General features: G+C 42.3%; 22 protein-coding genes. 14 read left to right on the forward strand and 8 right to left on the reverse strand.

All coding sequences use genetic code 11. From position 1 onward, the window contains the following. Positions 1-25: 25 nt before the first annotated feature. Complete coding sequence (locus AB4161_RS01125; protein WP_017066880.1) at positions 26-1678, reverse strand: Lon protease family protein; 1653 nt, start codon at positions 1676-1678, stop codon at positions 26-28. A 189-nt stretch (positions 1679-1867) separates the two neighbouring features. Between AB4161_RS01125 and matP the strand changes: the two genes are divergently transcribed. From matP to AB4161_RS01145, 4 genes are all read left to right on the forward strand, one after another. After that, positions 1868-2323, forward strand: a complete 456-nt coding sequence (gene matP, locus AB4161_RS01130; protein WP_017068911.1) for a macrodomain Ter protein MatP — start codon at positions 1868-1870, stop codon at positions 2321-2323. Positions 2324-2346: 23 nt separating this feature from the next. After that, complete coding sequence (locus AB4161_RS01135) at positions 2347-2655, forward strand: DUF3634 family protein (RefSeq protein ID WP_017059672.1); 309 nt, start codon at positions 2347-2349, stop codon at positions 2653-2655. Between the two features lie 105 nt (positions 2656-2760). After that, positions 2761-3072: a hypothetical protein gene (locus AB4161_RS01140; protein WP_136982179.1), complete on the forward strand. Its 312-nt coding sequence runs from the start codon at positions 2761-2763 to the stop codon at positions 3070-3072. A gap of 144 nt (positions 3073-3216) precedes the next feature. Further along, positions 3217-4437, forward strand: a complete 1221-nt coding sequence (locus AB4161_RS01145; protein WP_065585053.1) for a hypothetical protein — start codon at positions 3217-3219, stop codon at positions 4435-4437. Positions 4438-4537: 100 nt separating this feature from the next. Here the strand turns inward: AB4161_RS01145 and AB4161_RS01150 are convergent, their stop codons facing one another. The 5 genes from AB4161_RS01150 to AB4161_RS01170 all read right to left on the reverse strand — a co-directional run bounded on the left by AB4161_RS01150 (position 4538) and on the right by AB4161_RS01170 (position 10408). Then, on the reverse strand, positions 4538-5140 hold the full coding sequence (locus AB4161_RS01150) for a DUF2971 domain-containing protein (RefSeq protein WP_372082594.1): 603 nt from the start codon (positions 5138-5140) through the stop codon (positions 4538-4540). 338 nt (positions 5141-5478) lie between these two features. Then, positions 5479-6081 (reverse strand): porin family protein, encoded by a 603-nt coding sequence (locus AB4161_RS01155; protein ID WP_017059668.1) that lies wholly within the window; start codon positions 6079-6081, stop codon positions 5479-5481. A 938-nt stretch (positions 6082-7019) separates the two neighbouring features. Further along, on the reverse strand, positions 7020-8744 hold the full coding sequence (locus AB4161_RS01160) for an ATP-binding protein (RefSeq protein ID WP_372082596.1): 1725 nt from the start codon (positions 8742-8744) through the stop codon (positions 7020-7022). Beyond that, on the reverse strand, positions 8744-9928 hold the full coding sequence (locus AB4161_RS01165) for an FIST signal transduction protein (RefSeq protein WP_372082597.1): 1185 nt from the start codon (positions 9926-9928) through the stop codon (positions 8744-8746). The genes AB4161_RS01160 and AB4161_RS01165 overlap by 1 nt, the downstream gene beginning before the upstream one ends. Before the next feature lie 114 nt (positions 9929-10042). After that, the gene (locus tag AB4161_RS01170; protein WP_372082599.1) at positions 10043-10408 is read right to left on the reverse strand and encodes a hypothetical protein; all 366 of its coding nucleotides are present in this window, start codon (positions 10406-10408) and stop codon (positions 10043-10045) included. Between the two features lie 252 nt (positions 10409-10660). Here AB4161_RS01170 and ccoN point away from each other — a divergent pair, with 252 nt between their 5' ends. The 10 genes from ccoN (at position 10661) to uspE (ending at position 19665) form a co-directional block, all read left to right on the forward strand. Next, positions 10661-12094, forward strand: a complete 1434-nt coding sequence (gene ccoN / locus AB4161_RS01175) for a cytochrome-c oxidase, cbb3-type subunit I (protein WP_009846707.1) — start codon at positions 10661-10663, stop codon at positions 12092-12094. An 11-nt stretch (positions 12095-12105) separates the two neighbouring features. Further along, positions 12106-12726, forward strand: a complete 621-nt coding sequence (gene ccoO, locus AB4161_RS01180; protein ID WP_017059643.1) for a cytochrome-c oxidase, cbb3-type subunit II — start codon at positions 12106-12108, stop codon at positions 12724-12726. 9 nt (positions 12727-12735) lie between these two features. Next, positions 12736-12909 carry a cbb3-type cytochrome oxidase subunit 3 gene (locus AB4161_RS01185; RefSeq protein WP_372082600.1) on the forward strand — a complete coding sequence of 58 codons (174 nt, stop codon included), beginning with the start codon at positions 12736-12738 and terminating at the stop codon, positions 12907-12909. Beyond that, entirely contained in the window at positions 12909-13883 is a 975-nt protein-coding gene (ccoP, locus tag AB4161_RS01190; RefSeq protein WP_017063857.1) for a cytochrome-c oxidase, cbb3-type subunit III, read from the forward strand. Before AB4161_RS01185 ends, ccoP begins: the two co-directional genes overlap by 1 nt. Positions 13884-13991: 108 nt before the next feature. Next, on the forward strand, positions 13992-14471 hold the full coding sequence (locus tag AB4161_RS01195) for a FixH family protein (RefSeq protein WP_017059641.1): 480 nt from the start codon (positions 13992-13994) through the stop codon (positions 14469-14471). A gap of 5 nt (positions 14472-14476) precedes the next feature. Next, entirely contained in the window at positions 14477-16849 is a 2373-nt protein-coding gene (locus AB4161_RS01200; protein WP_029235846.1) for a heavy metal translocating P-type ATPase metal-binding domain-containing protein, read from the forward strand. After that, the gene (ccoS, locus tag AB4161_RS01205) at positions 16849-17085 is read left to right on the forward strand and encodes a cbb3-type cytochrome oxidase assembly protein CcoS (RefSeq protein WP_017070549.1); all 237 of its coding nucleotides are present in this window, start codon (positions 16849-16851) and stop codon (positions 17083-17085) included. The genes AB4161_RS01200 and ccoS overlap by 1 nt, the downstream gene beginning before the upstream one ends. Continuing rightward, positions 17075-17749, forward strand: a complete 675-nt coding sequence (locus AB4161_RS01210; RefSeq protein WP_017059638.1) for a sulfite exporter TauE/SafE family protein — start codon at positions 17075-17077, stop codon at positions 17747-17749. Before ccoS ends, AB4161_RS01210 begins: the two co-directional genes overlap by 11 nt. An 86-nt stretch (positions 17750-17835) precedes the next feature. Continuing rightward, on the forward strand, positions 17836-18582 hold the full coding sequence (locus AB4161_RS01215) for an FNR family transcription factor (protein ID WP_017059637.1): 747 nt from the start codon (positions 17836-17838) through the stop codon (positions 18580-18582). Positions 18583-18714: 132 nt separating this feature from the next. Then, the gene (gene uspE / locus AB4161_RS01220) at positions 18715-19665 is read left to right on the forward strand and encodes a universal stress protein UspE (protein ID WP_017070547.1); all 951 of its coding nucleotides are present in this window, start codon (positions 18715-18717) and stop codon (positions 19663-19665) included. 103 nt (positions 19666-19768) lie between these two features. On the opposite strand, the gene ttcA is transcribed toward uspE, so the two are convergent. Continuing rightward, positions 19769-20662 carry a tRNA 2-thiocytidine(32) synthetase TtcA gene (gene ttcA / locus AB4161_RS01225; RefSeq protein WP_017059635.1) on the reverse strand — a complete coding sequence of 298 codons (894 nt, stop codon included), beginning with the start codon at positions 20660-20662 and terminating at the stop codon, positions 19769-19771. Positions 20663-20981: 319 nt separating this feature from the next. After that, positions 20982-21632: a DUF2987 domain-containing protein gene (locus AB4161_RS01230; protein ID WP_017063862.1), complete on the reverse strand. Its 651-nt coding sequence runs from the start codon at positions 21630-21632 to the stop codon at positions 20982-20984. Positions 21633-21745: the final 113 nt, after the last annotated feature.

Raw genomic sequence — 21745 nt, forward strand, 5'->3', positions numbered from 1 at the left:
GTACGCTAAACAAGTCCGATCAGTACTAGACAAACCAGTTTTTAATGCGTCCAACGATTCCAATAGGGTGCTCATGTCTTTCAAAGTTTTCAATACGTTCCGCGATTTTACTCAGAACGCTTTCTTGTTCATCGTCTCTAAATGGTTTGTTCATAATGAGAGGAATTGCTTCGTCTACATTAGACACAGACCAAATATGGAATTCTTCATTCTTAATGCTTTCAATAAGGTCAGGCTTTAGTGCAAGATGCCTTAAGTTCGATCTTGGAAGGATCACACCTTGTTCGCCTGTTAAGCCGTTGTGCTTACACACATGGTAGAAGCCTTCGATTTTCTCGTTTAGCCCGCCAACAGCTTGCACACGTCCAAATTGGTCAACTGCACCTGTAACCGCAATTTGTTGATTGATAGGGTATTCAGACAAAGCACTAACCAGAGAACACAACTCCGCAAGAGAAGCACTATCGCCATCTACTTCGCAGTAAGACTGCTCAAATACTACGGAAGCTGCGTATGGTAATGGATCTTCAAGGTTTAGTGCGCTGCTCACAAATGCTTGCATGATCATCATGCCTTTAGCATGAAGATTACCACCCAGCTCGGCTTTGCGCTCAACATCGGCAATATCACCATCACCAAAGTGAATAACACAGGAAATTCGTGCAGGTTCACCATACGATATTGGGTGTCCCGGTACATCGATGACCGTCAATCCATTAACTTGACCAACTTGTTCACCTTCAGTTTCGATAATGACTTGGCCATCACGAATATCATCAAGGGCGCGTTCTGGTAGATAAGATTCACGGTTGTATTTGTGCTGTTGAGCTTGCTGGATATGGTGAATATCAATCTCACCATTGTCGGCTTCAATCAAAGCTTCGTTCAATAACGCGTTGTGCCAAATAGGGCACAGTGGGATATAGCTTTGATCTTCGGTTTCTCTTGCTCCGGCAGTAAGAATGCCAGTCAACGCTTGTTGCGTGATGTTTGGTAATTCATAGCGTTGTTGAAGCCACTTAAGGTAACCAAGATATTGAGTCAGAGTGTCTTCTGAGAGCTTAATGTCCTGTTCAATTTCGCTGAATAGGCAAAAACCGGTTTGAATATCGCTGTCTAGGTAATCAAGGTCACCTAGTTGAGCTCTGTCTCCAACTACAATTAACTTAATATTGTAAGTAAGAGGTAAGGTTGGCGACTGATTCAAGTGTTCAGGGTTACTGCTGATAGGCTCTACAGCTTCACCAAGCAGCGCAGATTTAAGCAGTAACCAGCTTCCTGGGTTTGCCAAGATCAGGTTTGCTGAAACGATCAGATAACCGTTGTTTGCTCTAGCCAGTAGGCCAGGTTTTGTCGCAATAACCTTACCGTCTTTCGATTGAACTTGGTCAAATAGAGAGGCAGCATTTAAAGACTCAGTTTTGATAACCGGCAGAGTGTGATCATCTAAAGCAGTGACTAGAGATTCAACAATCATTTGACGATAGATTGAATTGTCCGGAGCATTTACCAGTAAAACGCGCGAAAGGTTAGACAAGCGAACAAAGCGGGTTAGCGCATCTTTGAATCTATGTTGAATATCTGAAAACGGGAAAGGCGAGATGTCAGGGAATTGCTCTAATTGAGCGCTATATTCGTCGTACTGAGGCGTAACATGTCGCCAATCTACTTGAGTCATTTAAGTTTCTGATTATGATAATGAGGTAGGGAGTATATAGAAAAACCGATCTCGCTTGTAGCTCTATGTTGTAGTTACTAATCACTAAGCTAATATAAGTATGATCTTGGTCTATTCTTTCAAGACAATAATTGTTAAATAGCCTATTTTGGGTTACGCTGTCACTAGGATTAACTTTCGAGATTAGACATGAAATATCAGCAACTTGAAAACTTGGAATGTGGTTGGAAATGGAACTATCTGGTCAAAAAATGGAAAGAAGGCGAGTCGATCACCTGCCACATAGATTCAAGTGAATCTGACGTTGCTGTTAAAGCCTTATTGAAGCTTGAACACCAACCTACAGGTGTCCTTGAGTGGATATCTAACAACATGTCTCCTGAGCTCGATAACAAGCTTAAACAAGCGATCAGAGCTAAGCGAAAACGCCACTTCAATGCTGAACAAGTTCATACAAAGAAGAAATCAATCGACCTTGATTACCGTGTATGGGAAAAGCTATCTCAACGTGCGAACGAGCTAGGTTGTACGCTCTCAGATGCCATCGAGTATTTGGTTAGCGAAGCGTCTCGTAGTGAGCAGGCCAGCAAGACGGTGACTAGCCTCAAAGAAGACTTAAGCAAGCTCCTTTCTGACGATAAATAACCATCAACAGTAGTGGTGACATTATGATGTACGTAATCTTAATCGGTGCGGTATTAGTTTTTTGGTTAGTAGCAGTCGATCGACCGGTATTGAAAATTAAATTTAGCGACGGGGCGATCGAACAAGTTAAAGGGCATCTTCCACCGAGCTTTAAGCACAACCTTCAAGAGATTGGTCATAACAATACCTTTAAAGGCGAGCTAAAAGTGTATGCAAAACGTTCTGGTTACAATCTCAAGTTCACTAAAGATGTTCCTAAAAACGTACAGCAACGTATTCGTAACGTGTTCCCGCATAATGGTTTTAAGTCTAAAGGCTCAAAGAAAGCGTAATCGTTGAGAGTTACGCGTTAGCTGGTCAATCCTCATACTAAGTTAATCCTTCATTTCTCTTAAATCTCCGCATACTGTTCTCACCCTCAACAAAGAGAGAGCAGTATGAGATATCTAGTATTACTATTATGTTTTTTATCCCCAGTCGCTTTTCCCGACGATGCATTGGTTAATCCTGTAGCTAAAAAGATAAAAGTCACCGTCATGAAAGGGCTCAACAAGAGTAATGTTGATTTCGAGGGTTATTGCGATCTGATGATTGAGATGAAGCACTCTAAAGGTTATGCAAGAATCAAAAAGGTGAAAACGTCTGGAGATAGTAAAGTTTGCAAGCAGGCGAAAAAACACCTACCGACGAAGAAAAGGTTCAAATACAGCTTTCCAGAAAAGTATATCCGGCTACATATCACACACTAGCCACTCTCAACGCACTATAACTAAATATCCTTAATTTTATTGAAACAATTTCGTGAACCAATCTCTAATTTCTATTAATATTGGTTTTGTTATAAAGGCAGGATATGCCGATACAAGAGCATTTACGGCAAAGGAAAGTCACGGTTGTTGTTAGCAAATAAAAGTTATACCCCTGAAGTAGTTGAGATCTCAAGGAAGGTCTCAATCAATGTTGAAGCTCGCTTTAATCGATGGTTAATCTCACCTGAATATAAGCTCGCACAATCTACAGTAGACACGTTACTAAGTTTGGAAAATAGGTATTGTGATAGTGTCATATTTGATGAATCTGACCGCATATCTCACAATCAACGTATTTTATTGCGCTGCGAGCAGGATAGAGTCAATGCTCATCGTGAAAAAGTCGACGCGAAGCAACAAACCTTACGATACGTTATCGATGATGTCAGCAATGCCGCTTCTGCGCTAATGCTTGAGAAGCTTCAAGGTACCTTAATAAGTTCGTTGTTTTCAGACTTACCCGATTACAATCAGTTCGCTAGTGTTGCGTATTCGCCATCTTTAAACTTTTCCAAACTCCATGAAATATCCGCGAAAAGTAGGCCATTAAGCTCAAGTTTAATCGAGTTTGTTTCCAATCAAGAGTTTGCAGATAAATATGGAAAGAAATCTAAGGTAATTCTCGATCCAAAAGTTGCAGCACGACAAATAGGAATAGAAAATTGTCGTTTATTGTTCCCATTGTTAATGAGTCAACAGCTGATTAAGTGGAATGATGGCAACATTAAACACATCACACCTAAGGTTTGGCAACACTTGGTCGTGACGTCAAATGCGACTCGAATTCGACTTCAAGAAACGTCGGTTAAAGATCCTAATGTAGGCATTTTACTTGGTGTGTTGAGAGTTCTGCCTTTGTTTTTAATTTGTAACCACTTTTCTTCAACGTTTGAAGACGCATTGGTAAAAACGATGCTTGGTTATCGTGAAGCAAGTGACAAGCATGACGAATATTATGCTTGTACTGAGGTGATGCCAAACACACAGTTTCTTGAATCAATGGTCGAGCAGCTAGAGCTTAAGCTACTAAAAAACCTCGTTGAATTTATAGATTGGAGCCCTGGAAATCAGTTCATCAAGAGGGCACTTCTAGAGGAAGTGAATGACATTCCAGTACTTGAGCGAACGGTTTATGGTGCAGCTTTGGCTCAAGGTAGAAAATATTCTGTTTTCGAGGCGTTAGATAATAGTGAACTATTTAACGTTAAGCACCGACCTTATTGGTTTTCAACTGTTCAAATGTCTATCGCGACGATTGAGCAGATGCAAGATAAAGTACTGGGAAAGCTTACGGTGAACATGTAATAAAAAGAGAGAGTCTCATTAATGTCGCTCTCTTTTTTGTTGCGCTGTAACTTTATGTGAATGTCTTGTTTTGGCGCTAAACAGTAGGATTACACTCTACTTAACTGACCACTTCGAAGGTAAACGACTCTTGCTTTGCTATTGCGTGTTTAACAGGGATACCAAGGCGCTGGCAAGTCATCAGAACTTTCAATTTCCTGTCGGCAGGAGCGTGCTCTGACAGAATCACCGAGCTTAGGCACTCTCTATTAAGGTAGAGTTTATTTCCGATTATCTCGTCATCAGGTAATACCCAGCGGTATTCCTTTTCATAACGCCAATTAGAATGCTTAATTTTGAATATCTCAGCTCCCAGTCTTGATGTTTGTAAACCTCTTAGCGATGCCGGGCGGAACATATTCGGTTCGTCTTCATACTGGACTTCAAAACAGTTGAGATTGGCCTCGCCGTTATAGCAGTTGAGATCATACTCGATACACATGCCTTTAAAGTTGTCACCATACTGCGACCATAGTATTGGGTGGTCGTTCGACTGAGAGAAACACATGATCTTAAAGTTTTGTTGAAGCTCTTTGTTGAATGCGTGGTTAGATTCAAAAGGGTTATTAAAAGTTTTAGCGTAATCAAACCACAACGAACACTCGGAAATAGATTGTATGTTTCTGTCGTGGAGCGATCTGAACTTATAAAGTTTAGGCAACATATCAAACACCTAGTTTACAAAATTGCCTGATGTTAACACTTTAATTTATTTTTAAGGATTGAATGCATAGCATTTGATTGCTTAATCACCAAATTTATTCGTATAATTGTTTGATAGATCAAAATTTAAACACGAAATAGTAGCCTGTTAAAGTGGTTTATTTTGCGTTAGGGCAAAGCTTTCAAGTTGTAACTTTTTACAGAAGATACAACGTAACTTTATTTATGGTTGAATTGTCTTGTCAAAGTAGAGGTCGAGTAGGGAAATAGGTGATCAAAATTAAAGCCGAGCTTTAAAAGGACGGCTTTAGTAGTATTGAGCCTACGAGTGAATCAAGTTTAGAAGTGGTACCTTGCACCTAGGTAAGCGGTTTGAGGTGACACATCGATGGATTCAATTTCAACGTTTGCATAGCGGTAACCAATATGGATATCGATGTTGTCTGTTACCATCGCACCAAGCTCAGCACCAACTTGGTAGGCTGCTTCAGACTTAGAGTCTGATACTCCAAAAGCTTTCGCTTCCATATCCATAGAGCCAACACCGGCTAATAAAGATACATACAGATCTAATACGTCACCTTCAACAATAAACTTTGGTTTAATGTTTACGAAGAAAGCATGGCCTTCAATATCCATTAAGTCGTTATAGCTAACTTTTCCGATTTTTCGGTACTCGGCTTCTAGCCCCAGTTTGACGACATCATGTGTATTGAATTCGTAGCCTCCAACCAAGTTATAGCTAAAGTCTGATAGATCAGATGAATCTTCAATGGCGCTGCCACGATATTCTAATTCAGTTTCATTATAAAAGCCGATATCAACACCAGCATAAAAATGACCATGCTCTCTAGGTGAGTTTTCGTTTTCACTAGCAAGCGCCTGCGAGCTGATGCCAAAAAAAGCGGTGAATAGCGATAGGGCGATTGTACTGATTTTCATGTAAAGCCTTCTAAGATAATAAGTTATTCTGTTCCAGAATATGTTAACAAACAAAAGATACTCTAACTAATTGAGAACTAGCCTAAAGATCTGATTTTAAAGACTTGTTGGTAATAGAAGTGTCATTATCGCAGTTATGAGACAAGTTAATATAGTCCAGACAGAGGTTAATAGAATTTATGTTGCACTGTAACTTACGATTAGCCAAGTCGTTTATAGAAGTTCGTTTTGGATGGCAACGCAGTTTGGTAACAATGACCGTTGGGCATCAGAAAATTGAAAGTTAGTGGTTTGAAAAACGAGTACGGATGTTACTGATGACGTTGATAGTTGATTCAATTTGGTGAAGAACAAGCCAACATAGGTAAACAAGACTAGATGATTCGGGAGTTCGCTTGGTCTTTTGGGACCGTTAAATCTAGCGAACAAGAGTAACCAAGTCTTTTCAGTTTATTGGTAGTACGGACAATAGACCGAGAGTTAGTGGAAGCGTTAATCATCTAGGTTCTTTTGGTAAGCAAAATCAGGGTAATAGCTTTTAACACTCAACCAGCAGAGACTCTGGACTAACTTTGGAGAGGCATCCGTAATTAGAAGTCTTAATTAAGTTTGAGCAGACATGTGATAAAGCCATCACGATTTAATCCAATTAACGCGGAGTCAAAGCCAGCCAGTAATTAAATAGATAGATTCATGCGGCGCTGTACGTAAAATTACGCGAGTAACAGGCCCTGAAACCTCTCAGATTTCAATCTCATTTTTGGTGCGTATTATGTATATTATGTTAAATAGGTTTTAGCGTTTATAAGACAGGTATCTTTGTGTGATGCCCTGCCTTTTGTTTATCTACCAAATTGGCGTTCTATTTAACAGTAAGGCTATTTACCATAAAATACCTAATAAACATATATCCTAATCTTCGATTCAGAATATGTTTATTAGACTTCAAGCATTAGCCTGTCAATTGCTTCTGTAATTTCTTTGGTTCTTACTGGTTTGGTAACGAAATCATTCATACCTACATCTAAGCACGAATATTTATCTTCTAGTGATGTGTGTGCTGTTAGCGCGACGATTGGCGTTTTGATGTTCGCGTCTCTCATGTATTTAGTTGTCGTCAAGCCATCCATTACTGGCATCGACACATCCATCAAGATAATGTCTATCGAGTCGTTTCCTCTTTCAACAAAGCCAATTGCTTCTTCACCGTTACTTGCGATAAAAACTTCGTGGCCTTGTCGCGTTAGAATCAATTTAATCACCATTTGATTTGTAGGATTGTCTTCGACAACTAAAACTGAATAGCGGCTTCTGAGTTCTCTTGAAGATTTGTCTTCTTCACAGTGAGCTAGATTGTTCGTGACTCTGGTCAGCACTGGTAACTGTACTTCGAATTTAGAACCTTTACCTGGCTCACTTTCTACAGATATGCGTCCTCGCATCAACTCTACCAGTCGTTTGGTTATCGCCAGGCCTAAACCGGTACCACCAAATCTGCGTGTGATAGTGCTATCAGCTTGCACGAATGGGCTGAATAGCGACGAAAGTTGTTGTGAGCTAATGCCAATCCCGGTGTCTTCTACTGTTATATAGAATGAGCTCTGCAGGTATTTGATAGAAACATGAACATGCCCGCGTTCAGTGAACTTAATCGCGTTACCGATCAAATTAAATAGTATTTGTGCCAAGCGGCTTGGGTCGATGTAATGAAGTTCACCCTCAGGGATATCGCTGGATATTGTTAGCGCCAAACCTTTATTGTCTGCTGTCTTCTTTTGTTCAGACAATACAAAAGTTACAGTGTCTCTTACATTGCTCCATTGAGGCGCAAGCGAAAAACATCCTGACTCGATCTTAGAAAAGTCCAATACATCACTGATAATTGCCAGTAGAAGCTCAGATGATGTGCTCATATTAAGCAGTATAGACTGTTGTTCGTCGTTCAGAGGTGTGGATTTTAGGGCGTCTATCAAGCCAATGATGGCATTTAACGGGGTTCTTAACTCATGACTCATCATTGCTAAGAATTCAGACTTGGCCTTGTTGGCTCTCTCTGCATCTTTCCTTGCTGTGACGAGTTCTGCTGTTCGTTCTCGAACCGTTGCTTCGAGCTTTTCTTTGTTTTCAATATCGAAAACAGCACGCTCAATCAGTGGTCTAAAGCGGTTTAGGGTTGCTTTGGTTTCAACACTAAAGTGCTTGGTATTGGAGTGGATAAAGATGATGACGGATTGTGTTAGCCCGCTATCGATACCAGTAATTAGAACAGAGTTGATTTGATCGAGGATAATAGGATGTAAGGAATTGAATTCACCCAGAGACTTGGGTTCAAAAAGGATGGCGCATTCTCCATTGATCACTCGAGATAGCTTGCCACAATCACTCCAATTCATTTGTTCGAAGACTTTGTTATTGGTTAGTAGGGTTTTGAAATTGCCCTCGTTCCCTACCCTAGATATTACGATAAAGTCATCAAACTTAATGTATTTTTTGAGCACAAATTCAAGACTATAAAATATCTCAGATATGTTACTTGCCTTACTGATCGCAGAGATGGTTGATAAGATCACCCTGTTCTCTTCAGCCAGTTTTCGCTCACGGGCTTTTAGTTTTTGCAGTTCAATACGTGCTTCTTGCAGCGCTTCTTGACCTTCAGAGCCCATTATTTTTTCAACCTATAGAACGTTGCAGACGATACCATTAAATTTCCGTGCGCACTCTCACCGCCAGATAACCTTCCTTGTTCACCAAAGGTGAATGGGCATATGTATGGGAGTCCGTTAAGTGCTTGATTGATTTGATCGCATACTTCGTCCATATCTTGCTTAAGGTTCAACATTGGACCTGCACAGAAGATGTTGATCGCCCCTAGTTTCTCTTCTAAATCCATGTCGTTGTAGTAAGAAGAGTGAATAATATTAGCGGCACGGCTTATCAATTGCTGTTTAGAGCCCTGCATCAAATAAATGGTGTCGCCTTCACTGATATCTGTGAATAGCTCGATTCCATTGCACTCTGTTTCTCTGATTGAGTGGGACAATTTGAAATATGGGTAGTCGTATGAAGAGCCAACTTTTCGCCCTAGCGGATACACGGACGACTTTTCGAATATATAGCCATCATCACTACCACCTAGATGGAAATTGGTCCATTCGTTATAAACGGTGACGGCTGGTCTATGGTCAATCTCCAACAATATTCGGTTTCTTACTTTAGTCACGGTCCCAGAATAGCGAGTGGGCGTATGGCCTGCACTAAAAGAGGAATAGATGGACTGAGACGCAAACACTACCGTTAAAGACACACCATTTATAGACAGCGACTCTTCGGTGAAGATACTCCAATTTCCGGAAACCTGGTTGTCTGCAGCACTGCCACCAATAATTGGCACTTCAGTACCAAATTTCTTATCGATAGCCGCCATCACCTTTTCTTCGTTACCCGGTGTGGAATGCAGCAAGATAAGATCAGGAATTTCACCTTCTCGGTTGGCGTTCTTGAGTGCTTTGTCTATCGCGCTGAAGGTACTGCGGTCTATGGAGTCGCTGAAATGTTCGATTCCCGTACCATAGGCGTTGATCCCCGAGTCATAAATAATGAGGACGCCAATGACTGGACCAGAATGAAAACCAGTTTCGGTCATAATGCCGTGACAAGTAGTACAGCCATGTATGGGAGTGTTCGGGAGAGCATCTACGAAATATCTCTGCACAGCGAGTGTCGAATACTCTTCTGTGCAGTAGCAAATAAGACAAGCAATATCGTCAGGGTTTTCCACCCCGCTGAGCAACTCATCTACTGCGATTTTATCGTCTAGGGAGTAAGAGACTTTTGATAGAAATTTCATAGATTCTGGGTAACTTTATTAATGCTCTCTTTATAACACTTTAATGCATTGTGTTTCACTGATTTGGTACATGTTTCTATCAAAAGAACCGAGGTGTGCCCCAGTTTCTCTCTGTTACTCCTTAGAAAGGTTTACAGAAAACGTGCTCACCTGTTGTGGAAATGTAACCGTTATTGAGGAGGTCTTATCACTAGTTTGTAACAGCCAATTTGATGGTCCTTTTTCTTCCAGAATTCCGCTTTCATTATAGCTAATGATAAATTTGCCAGTTTTAGATGTTTCGATCGAATACCCTAGGTTATTGCTTGAAACTGAAACATTATGATTATCAATACCAAATTTACAAGGTTTTGAAACTATACAGTTTACTGTTTCGTTATTATCGTATGTTACTGTTCTCCAAGTAAATACAGCTATTAAAATAACCAACATGACGATAATTTGAACAAGCCTGCCTTTTGTTAGCTTTTGTGCCGCCATTATAATCTTTACTCCTTGTTACAAAGTTCAAAGTTTTTAAATAAAAATCCAATTCCAGACCAAGCTTAAGGTTACTACTCTGTCATTGATTTGTTAATTCAAGTATAGTGTCGCGTTGAAAATGCCACTTTTTTTTAAAATCAGCAAGTGGAAATAAAGCCCTGAATAGGCTGAATTTCCTTTTCTAATTTGGGTGGCATTACGACGTGAGTCGTGTTGGAAGTAAAGTGTAGTAAATAAGAAATTGGAAGCATGCAAATGAGCCAAGAAAAGCAGCTTGAACAAAACTACAACTATACGGTCGTCCGTCAATTTACCCTAGTTACAATTTTGTGGGGTATTGTCGGTATGGGCGTTGGTGTTTTGATTGCCGCTCAATTAGTTTGGCCACAGCTAAACTTTGATACGCCGTGGTTGACGTACAGTCGTTTACGTCCCCTGCATACTAATGCGGTTATTTTTGCGTTCGGTACAAGTGCGCTGTTTGCAACATCATATTATGTTGTACAACGTACCTGTCAGACGCGTCTCTTTGGTGGCCCTCTCGTAGCCTTTACCTTTTGGGGTTGGCAAGCGATTATCCTGTCCGCTGCAATTACTTTACCGTTAGGTTTAACCTCTGGTAAAGAATACGCAGAACTTGAATGGCCAATCGATATTGCTATTACTCTTGTGTGGGTAGCTTATGCGGTCGTGTTCTTCGGAACCATGATTAAACGTAAGACATCGCACATTTACGTAGCAAACTGGTTCTTCGGAGCCTTCATTATCACGGTTGCCGTGTTGCACATTGTTAACAGCCTAGCTGTTCCTGTCTCTGCGTTTAAATCGTACTCGATTTATTCCGGAGCGATCGATGCAATGGTGCAATGGTGGTACGGACACAATGCGGTAGGCTTCCTATTGACAGCTGGTTTCCTAGGCATGATGTACTACTTCGTTCCTAAACAAGCTGGTCGCCCTGTTTACTCTTACCGTTTGTCGATTGTTCACTTCTGGGCTCTCGTGTCTCTGTATATCTGGGCTGGTCCTCACCACCTACACTACACTGCACTTCCTGACTGGACTCAATCTCTAGGTATGGTTATGTCTTTGGTTCTGTTTGCTCCATCTTGGGGTGGCATGATCAACGGTATTATGACTCTATCTGGTGCGTGGCATAAGCTTCGCTACGACCCAATCCTACGTTTCCTAATCGTTTCTCTATCATTCTACGGCATGTCGACTTTCGAAGGCCCAATGATGGCAATCAAAACGGTTAACGCACTATCTCACTACACGGACTGGACTATCGGTCACGTTCACTCTGGTGCGTTAGGTTGGGTTGCAATGGTTTCTATCGGTTCGGTTTACCACTTAGTTCCTAAACTATTTGGTCAAGAGCGTATGTACTCTGTATCCCTAATCAATGTTCACTTCTGGTTAGCAACGATTGGTACGGTTTTCTACATTGTAGCAATGTGGATCTCTGGCGTGATGCAAGGTCTGATGTGGCGTGCAGTTAACTCTGACGGTACATTAACTTACAGCTTCGTTGAATCTGTAGAAGCGTCTTACCCGTTCTACTTTGTACGTTTCTTAGGTGGTTTCATCTTCCTATCTGGTATGTTCTTAATGGCATACAACACGTACAAAACTGTTTCTGCACCTAAAGATAGCCTTAAAGCTATCCCTCAACCGGCTTAAGGAGATTTAGAATGAGCTCAAATTCAAATAATCGCCATGAGTTGGTAGAGAAGAATGTTGGCCTACTAGCGATTCTTATCGTTATTGCTATCAGTTTTGGTGCTTTAGTAGAAATTACCCCACTTATTTTCCAAAAGCAGACTACTGAACCTGTAGAAAATCTACGTGTTTACTCTGCTCTGGAAATGGAAGGTCGTGATATCTACATTCGCGAAGGTTGTAACGTATGTCACAGCCAAATGATTCGTCCTTTCCGCTCTGAAACTGAACGTTACGGTCACTACTCTGTAGCTGGCGAAAGCGTTTGGGAACACCCATTCCTATGGGGTTCTAAGCGTACTGGTCCTGATTTAGCGCGTGTTGGTGATCGTTACTCTGATGAGTGGCACCGCGTTCACCTTATCGACCCTCGCGAACTTGTTCCTGAATCAAACATGCCTGGTTTCCCATGGCTTGCTGAGAATGTACTTGATGGCAAATTGACTAAACAGAAGCTTGAAATCTTCCGTAATCAATTTGGTGTTCCTTACACAGACGAACAAATTGCTAACGCTAAACAAGATGTTGAAGGAAAAACAGAGATGGATGCAATCATCGCTTACCTTCAATCGCTTGGCCACGCAATGAAATAAGGAATAATTATGGACATTATTACATTTCAAAGTGTTTGGACTGTTACTGTTTTTGCTTGTTTCATCGGCATCGTTTGGTGGGCTTTCGGTAAAAATCGTAAGTCGCGCTTCAACGAAGATGCAAACCTAGTGTTCGCTGATGAAGCACCTGCGAAAGATAAAAATCAAGGAGTGACGAAGTAATGAGTACATTCTGGAGTATTTGGGTAACAGTAATCACAATCGGTACATTGATTGGCTGTGCAGCCTTACTTCGTTGGTGTTCCAACGATAAAACAGGTGTAGAAGAAGGTCAGGATATGGGCCATGAATACGATGGTATTCGTGAGCTTAATAACCCGCTACCTAAATGGTGGACATACCTTTTCGTTAGCACAATTGTGTTTGCAGCTGTTTATCTAGCTCTATACCCAGGCCTTGGCAACTTTAAAGGTCTACTAGGTTGGACGAGTTCAAACCAAACAGTTCGTAGCGTAGAAGAGTCTCGCTCTGCAATCGCTGCTGCGCAAGCAAACAAACAGTTAGACGCATACGCGAAAGAGCTTGATGATGCAGACACCTACTTTGGTGAAGCATTCAGAAAGCTAGCTCACGACGAAAATGGTCTACGTTCCGTCCCTGACATTGCATCAGATGCTGATGCAATCAAAGTGGGCCAACGTTTGTTCCTACAAAACTGTTCTCAGTGTCACGGCTCTGATGCACGTGGTCAGAAAGGTTTCCCGAACCTAACTGATGACGCATGGTTATATGGTGGTGAACCACAAGCTATCGTTACTACCATCATGCATGGTCGTGTCGGTCAAATGCCAGGTTGGAAAGACGCTCTTGGCGAAGAAGGCGTAAAAGAAGTAGTTAGCTACACGCTTAGCCTTTCTGGTCGTAGCGTAAACGCACGTGAAGCAGAGGCTGGTAAAGCTCGCTTTGTAGTGTGTGCAGCGTGTCACGGTACTGATGGTAAGGGTAACCCTGCTGTTGGCGCCCCTGACCTGACTGACCGCGACTGGCTATTCGGCGATTCTCGCGCTGATGTGACGGAAACAGTCATGTACGGACGTTCTGGTGTAATGCCGGCTTGGAAGGACATCCTCGGTGAGGATAAGGTTCAGCTCGTCTCTGCCTACGTCTGGAGCCTCAGCAACTCAGATAAAGAGTAACATAATAATAACAGCCCCTTCTTAAGGGGCTGTCTTTCTTTTACAGTTATAACCTTAAGTGTTTGTAAAAATTAGTTTTATTTCATTGTATATATTGAGAATAATAATATGGAACAACCTTGGTATAAGCAGTTTTGGCCGTGGTTTTTGATCTTCCTAACCGTTGGCGTTTCTATGCTAACATTGGTTCGAGTCGCGATACTTACCAACCATTCAGTTAACGTTGTCACTGAAGATTACTATAAAAAAGGTAAAGGTATTAATGTCGACATTTCGAAAGTAAATGTTGCTAAAGAGCTTGGCTTATCAGCTTCAGTTAGCGAGAAAGGTAACTCAGTTATCATTACTCTCGACAAAGGCAAACTAGACCACTTCCCTGCTATTAGCGCAATGTTCGTGCACCGAACGTTGCCTGACCGTGATTTTACTCAGCTACTGACCGCTGATGCGAGAGGCAACTACACGTTGACTCTGGATCATGAAATGCAAGGTCCATGGTTTATCGAGCTTTCTCCGCATGATTCTGAATGGTTAGTGCAAGGTCGCATGAACTTCCCTATTGATACTCCTACTCAACTAACGAACTAAATCTTATGTGTGAATCCTGTTATCACTGCGGTGAAGATGTACCAGCGGAAACGGATTTTAAAGTAGAAATCTTAGGATCGGTGCGACCTATGTGTTGTCCGGGTTGCGAAACCGTAGCCCAGACAATCGTTGATAGCGGTCTGGTCTCTTACTACCAATATCGTACCGCTCCAGCTGAAAAAGCGGATCTCGTGCCAGAGCAGCTTCTGGCACTCAGTCATTACGACAACGAAGATGTTCAATTGGAGTTCGTCCGTAACTCTGAAAATACCTCTGAAGTGACATTGTCACTAGAAGGTGTCTCTTGTGCTGCTTGTGCTTGGCTTATTGAAAAGCAAGTCTCTTCAAAGTTAGGGGTTGTTAGTATTCGTGTTAATACCACGACTAACCGCGCCCTGCTCAGTTGGGACAACACTCAGACGAAACTGAGCGAGCTGTTGTCTGCAATCCATACCTTAGGCTACAAAGCCGCACCTTTTGAGGCTGATCAACAAGAAGCCGCCTATCATCGATCGATGAAGAATTATCTCTATCGTCTTGGTATTGCTGGTTTAGCAACCATGCAGGTCATGATGCTGGCTGTGGCGTTGTATCTTGAAGTCTTCGGTAACCTTGAGCCCGAATTCAAAAGCTACTTCCGTTGGGTGAGCTTAATCTTTGCAACACCGGTTCTGCTCTACTCTGCATTGCCTTTCTATATCAACGCGTGGCGTAGCCTCAAAGGTCGAACATTGGGTATGGATGTACCTGTGTCGATCGCTCTTTTGTTTGCCTACGTTGCAAGTTTGGTCGCAACGGTGACAGAGAAAGGTGAAGTATTCTTCGAATCTATCTCGATGTTTACCTTCTTCCTACTGCTTGGTCGTTTCCTTGAAATGCGCGCTCGTCGTAAAGCCGCCGCTGCTAGTGGTAACCTGCTTAAGCTCGTTCCTGCTATGGCAACAACGTTAGATGGCGAACAAGTTCCAGTCAAAACCTTAAAAGTTGGCGACCAAATTCGCGTTCTACCGGGTGAGCACATTCCTGCCGATGGCAAAGTATTGTCTGGCAGAGTTCATATCGATGAATCGATGCTGACTGGCGAATCTATCCATGTGGTCAAAAACGAAGGCGATACCGTCTTTGCTGGTACATTGAATGGTGATGAATCATTTGAATTGGAAGTAATGACGTCAAAAGCGGATTCGGTTATTTCCAATATCGTTCGCCTGCAAGACGAAGCGCAATTGTCTAAACCCCGCATTGCAGAAATTGCTGATGTTGTGGCTCGATACTTTGTTGCGGTGATCTTAATCATCTCATTCGGTACTTGGTTTTACTGGCACCAAACACGACCAGAAGACGCTTTCTGGATCATGCTTTCGGTATTGGTAGCAACGTGTCCTTGTGCTCTGTCACTGGCAACACCGACGGCGATTACTTGTTCAACGTCTCGCATGGGTAACTTCGGTATTTTGCTGCGCAAAGGCCACGTATTCGAAACCTTGTGCAAAGTGAATCACTTGATCATCGATAAAACAGGTACATTGACTGAGGGTGATATTCGTATCAGCCAAGTTGAAACCTTCGCTGAACTTGATAAAGACACTTGTCTCAAAGTAGCGGCGAGCCTGGAACAACACGCTAACCACCCTATCGCTAAAGCGTTCAAGACTCATCTTTCTGATGAGATCGAAGTAGAGTCAGTTAATAACGTGATTGGTTCAGGTATCACTGGTGAGTGGAATGGCCAAGAAGTTGCGATTGGTAGTAGTGAATTCATTCTAGGTGAAGCTCAACCATCGGAAAGCAACGGCATTTACTTGTCGATGGCGGGTCGTCATATCGCTACATTTACTTATGAAGATCCAATCCGTAAAGAAAGCATCGAGTTTATTAAGCAATTTAAAGAAGCGGGCATCAAAACAACTCTGCTTACTGGCGATTCTTTGATTAACGCGAAGCCTGTTGCTGAAGAGATTGGTATTACTGATATTGTTGCTAACGCGAAACCTGAAGATAAACTTGCTTACCTGAACTCTCGAGATGCAAGTGACATTACCATGATGGTTGGCGATGGCATTAACGATGCCCCTATTCTTGCAGGTGCCCACCTTTCTGTCGCTATGGGCGGCGGTACAGACGTGGCGAAAGCTTCTGCGGATATGGTGTTGTTGGGTGATAAGCTTGATAGATTACTTAAGTCGCGTACTTTGGCGTTAAAAACGCGTAAGATAATTCGTGAAAACCTAGCATGGTCATTGGGATACAACCTACTCATCCTTCCATTGGCCGTTGCGGGTTTGGTTGCTCCATACATTGCCGTTGTGGGCATGTCTGCCAGCTCTATTATTGTTGTGTCTAACTCGTTAAGGCTTTTAAAAGAGCAAGGTAAATAATGGAAAGTTTATACATTCTGATCCCCATTGCGATTGTTCTGGTGTGCATCGCTGTTGGTATTTTTCTATGGGCGGTGAAGAGCGAACAGTTTGAAGACCTAGAACGTCAAGGTCACAACATTCTGTTTGATGAAGACGAAAAGGCTCACAACCATTCTGATAGCAAACCTGTCAAGAATGAGAAAGCTAACGGCGAGAGCCAAACTAACGTAGACAAAAAGAACGATGACGCCTGATTGGATCGGAGCCTTTGTTGTTGGATTGATCGGCGCAGGTCACTGCATGGGAATGTGTGGTGGTATTGCGTCGCTTCTTTCGATTGGCAACAGTAAACCTTCCCCTGTTATTCCCCTACTTTATAACCTAGGGCGCTTGCTAAGTTATGCCGTGATTGGTGGTGTGATTGGCGGTGCAATCTCTTCGATAGGTCAGCTAAGCGATTTTAACGCTCTGCTAGGTTGGCTGCGATTATTTGCAGCTGGCTTTATGATCGTCTTAGGTTTGTATATCGGTAAATGGTGGTTCGGCTTGTTGTTCTTTGAAAAAGTCGGGCAGAAACTATGGCGCTATATCTCTCCTTTAGGTAAATCATTTCTACCCTTGAAGCACCCTAGCCATGCTTTGCCGTTTGGCTTTATTTGGGGTTGGCTACCATGTGGCTTAGTTTACTCAATGCTTACGTGGGCGGCCGTATCAGGAAGTTGGTACAACGGTGCCGGTATCATGCTTGCTTTCGGTTTAGGTACGCTTCCAGCAATGCTCACAGTAGGCATGGGCGCTAATTTCCTCAAAAAACTGCAACAAGCTGACTTATTTCGCCAATTAGGCGCAATTTTAATCCTCCTTTACGGTTTCTATACCGGATATATGGCATTGCAGCTCATTATTTATACCGTATAGGTAATCTTTAAATCCGGTTTTTTTACTACCCAACTGGATAAAGGAATGCTAAAATATTGACGTATATCAAATAGTGAAAGATTGTTATGATTTCTGAAAAGCCTGTGACGAAACGTGTTCAGTCTGGTGGCTGTGCGATCCATTGCCAGGATTGTAGTATTAGCCAGCTCTGTATTCCGTTTACTTTGAATGAATCTGAACTCGATCAACTTGATCAGATCATTGAGAGAAAAAAGCCTATTCAAAAAGGCCAAGAGTTATTTAAAGCCGGTGACGAGCTTAAATCTCTATATGCTATTCGCTCTGGAACGATCAAGAGCTACACGATTACCGAGCAAGGTGATGAGCAGATTACTGCATTCCACCTAGCGGGCGATCTTGTTGGCTTCGATGCGATTACTGGTGACCAACACCCTAGTTTTGCACAAGCGCTAGAAACTTCTATGGTATGTGAAATCCCATATGAGATTCTTGATGACCTATCAGGAAAAATGCCTAAATTGCGTCAGCAAATTATGCGCCTGATGAGTAACGAGATTAAAGGTGACCAAGAAATGATTCTGCTTCTTTCTAAGAAGAACGCGGAAGAGCGTCTTGCTGCATTCCTTTACAACCTTTCGACTCGCTTCTCTCAACGTGGCTTCAGCCCGCGTGAGTTCCGCCTAACGATGACTCGTGGCGATATTGGTAACTACCTTGGTTTGACTGTTGAAACAATCAGCCGTCTTCTAGGTCGCTTCCAAAAAGCAGACATCTTGAGCGTTAAAGGCAAATATATCACTATCGAAGATCACGATGCGTTGATGGAACTTGCTGGCGTTTCAAAAGAATAGTCTAGATATCAATGATGTAGTTCAATAATGAGCTACATCATGTTTCTCTCTTAAAACCTCTTATATTTCTCTTAATCTCTCCATAACTACGCTACATTATTTATATGTTCGGTCTGAAAAGTAGGCTTAGTTATGAGTATCTATAACAAAATTTTAGTTGTCGCAGACATTAATCACGATGAGCAACCTGCTCTAGTTCGTGCTATCCAACTTGCTAAGAAAAGCACCTCAACAAGCCACATCACTTTCTTTTTGTCGATATACGACTTCTCGTATGAAATGACATCTATGCTCTCTATCGATGAAAGAGACGCAATGCGCAAAGGCGTAATTCACCAACGCGAAATTTGGATGAATAAAGTCGCAGAACCTTACCTAGATGATTCTATTGAATTTAATGTACAAGTGGTTTGGCATAACCGCCCGTACGAAGCGATCATTGCTGAGGTTTACAGCGGCGAGCACGACATCTTAATCAAAGGCACGCGTAAGCACGATACCTTGGAATCTGTCATCTTCACTCCAACCGATTGGCACTTATTGAGAAAGTGCCCTAGCCCAGTGCTATTGGTTAAAAACGATTTCTGGCCAGATCACGCGAAGATTTTTGCTTCAGTTCATGTTGGTTCTGAAACAGAAGCTCATTTAGAGCTTAACGATACGATGGTCGACAGATTACTAGAGATCACCGGTCGTTTGGATGCTGAACCTTTCTTGGTGAATGCCTACCCAGTGACACCTGCGAATATCACCATTGAACTGCCAGAGTTTGACCCAACGTCTTATACCGATGCGGTTCGTGGCCATCACTTAACGGCAATGAAAGCATTGCGCCAGAAGCACGGTATGTGTGAAGAACAAACTGTGGTTGAACAAGGCTTGCCAGAAGATGTTATTCCTCGCGTCGCTTCTGAAAATAACGCTGCGATGGTGATTCTGGGTACAACGGGTCGTACTGGCTTGTCTGCCGTGTTTATTGGTAATACCGCGGAACATGTTATCGATAAGATTAACTGTGATGTGTTGGCTCTTAAACCGTCTGGTTACGTCAGCCCACTAGACCCTAACCTTTCGAAAGGTTAGGTCAGGGATAGTTTAACTTATAAAAAAACGCCTCAAGCATTGCTTGAGGCGTTTTTGTTTGTCTGTTGTAGGCGCATCTATTGCTCTACAACGATTATTCTTATTATACGTTCGTTACGTCGATGAACATTGACTCATCGATGTTAGAAGATGAAATTTCAGCTTCTTCGAATTCGTACGCTTTGCGGTCTTCACTACGGTCTAGTGGAAGGTTCACGAAGTCAAACAGCTCGCGGTCAGCCAGTTGGCTTGGACTTACGTTCTGGATTGACTTGAAGATCTTCTCAACACGACCTGGCGTTTTCTTATCCCAATCAATTAGCATCGCTTTAATGTTCTGACGCTGTAGATTCTCTTGAGAGCCACATAGGTTACAAGGAATGATTGGGAACTCTTTATGTTCTGCGTATTTGATTAGGTCCGTTTCACGACAGTAAGTCAGTGGACGAATAACAACGTTACGACCATCATCTGAACGAAGCTTTGGTGGCATAGCCTTTAAGCGCGCACCGTGGAACATGTTTAGGAACATGGTCTCAACGATGTCGTCTAGGTGGTGACCCAGAGCGATCTTAGTTGCACCAATCTTCTCTGCGAATGAGTACAAAGTACCACGACGAAGACGAGAACATAGGCCACACGTTGTTTTACCTTCTGGCACTTTCTCTTTAACCACTGAATACGTGTCTTTATCTACGATGTAGTAAGGAATGTTCAGCGTTTCAAAGTACTCAGGAAGAATGTGTTCAGGAAACCCAGGTTGTTTTTGATCTAGGTTTACTGCCACAACATCAAATTTGATCGGTGCTGCTTCACGTAAACGTAGCAAAATATCTAACATCGCAAATGAATCTTTACCGCCACTAATACATGCCATTACTACGTCATTCTCTTCGATCATGTTGTAGTCGATGATGGCATTTCCAACATTTCTTCTCAGACGTTTCTGAAGTTTGTTGAATTCAAGTGTTTCTTTTCTATTATCGTTTTGGTTCATTGCGACTCTCACACCGTCGTATTACCGACTGTAGATTGCTAGTGGGACTGTTTTAGGGCGTGGATTATACGGATTTTTATTTGATGTTGAAATAGTAACGGCCGGATAAACAAGCTGAGTAATAGAAAGATTCTGCTTTTATTGTTCGATAAGCGCCTAAACGGCAGAGAAACGCGGCTTCACAAGCTCTCGGTTGGTATCATAGATAAAGAAAAGCAGCCTGATCTTATTCGATGAGGCTGCTTTAAGATATGTCGCAAAAACTTAGGGGGATGATTTCGCTAAGCTTTTACTTCACTAACAATGATTCTGTTAAAAATTATTGCGCGGGAATGTACGGCAATACGCGAACTGTTGGTTCTGGCAACGTGATGCTGTCACTTCCATTCAGTTCTTCTAAGGTGAATTTCGCACGTCCTTCTTTGATTGGTAGTTGCTTGCCATTTGAAAGCTCGATGTTGCCTTCCAGCTTATTAGCGAACTCTAGCGTTAACCCTTGGATATCTGGCGTGAACCAACCAGAGAACATACCGCTGACGTCTTCAAGCATCGCCTGCATCTGTGGCAATAGGTTTTCTATCTGTGCAACTTCTACTGTGCCAGCTAAAGGCTCTTGAGTCATCACCACAAAAGAATACGCACATTCCTGTTCTTGAGTTTGTACAAAGATAAGAGGGTTTGCTGAGCGTAGGTTTTGATCTACCGGTAGAAGCAGTTCATTGGCCGGAGAGACTTTTAGCTCTTCGTAGTGCTCTTCTTTTTCCATCCAAGCTTTGCTGATGTGACAGGTTTGCTGAGCTTGTTGATCAACAAAGAAGACCGCAACTTTGACATCATCATGCCCTTCTTTGGTGTTGTTTTTCAGCTGAGTATAAAGCTTAGAATACGTGAACATGTATTCTTGCGCTGAAGCAGGAAGAGAAACCCCAAGGCTTAATGAGGCTAATAAAGCGAGTGCTGTCTTTTTCATTATTATAATCTTGTCGAAGTTGAGCGTTTATAAATAGAAAGAGCAGCCAATGAGCTGCTCTTTTTGTGATATTACTGGTATAAGCCGACTATCGAAGGCAACCAAGTTGGTAT

The sequence above is a fragment of the Vibrio sp. 10N.286.51.E5 genome (genome assembly GCF_041469125.1).
In the GTDB taxonomy this organism is placed as follows: Bacteria; Pseudomonadota; Gammaproteobacteria; order Enterobacterales; family Vibrionaceae; genus Vibrio; species Vibrio crassostreae_C.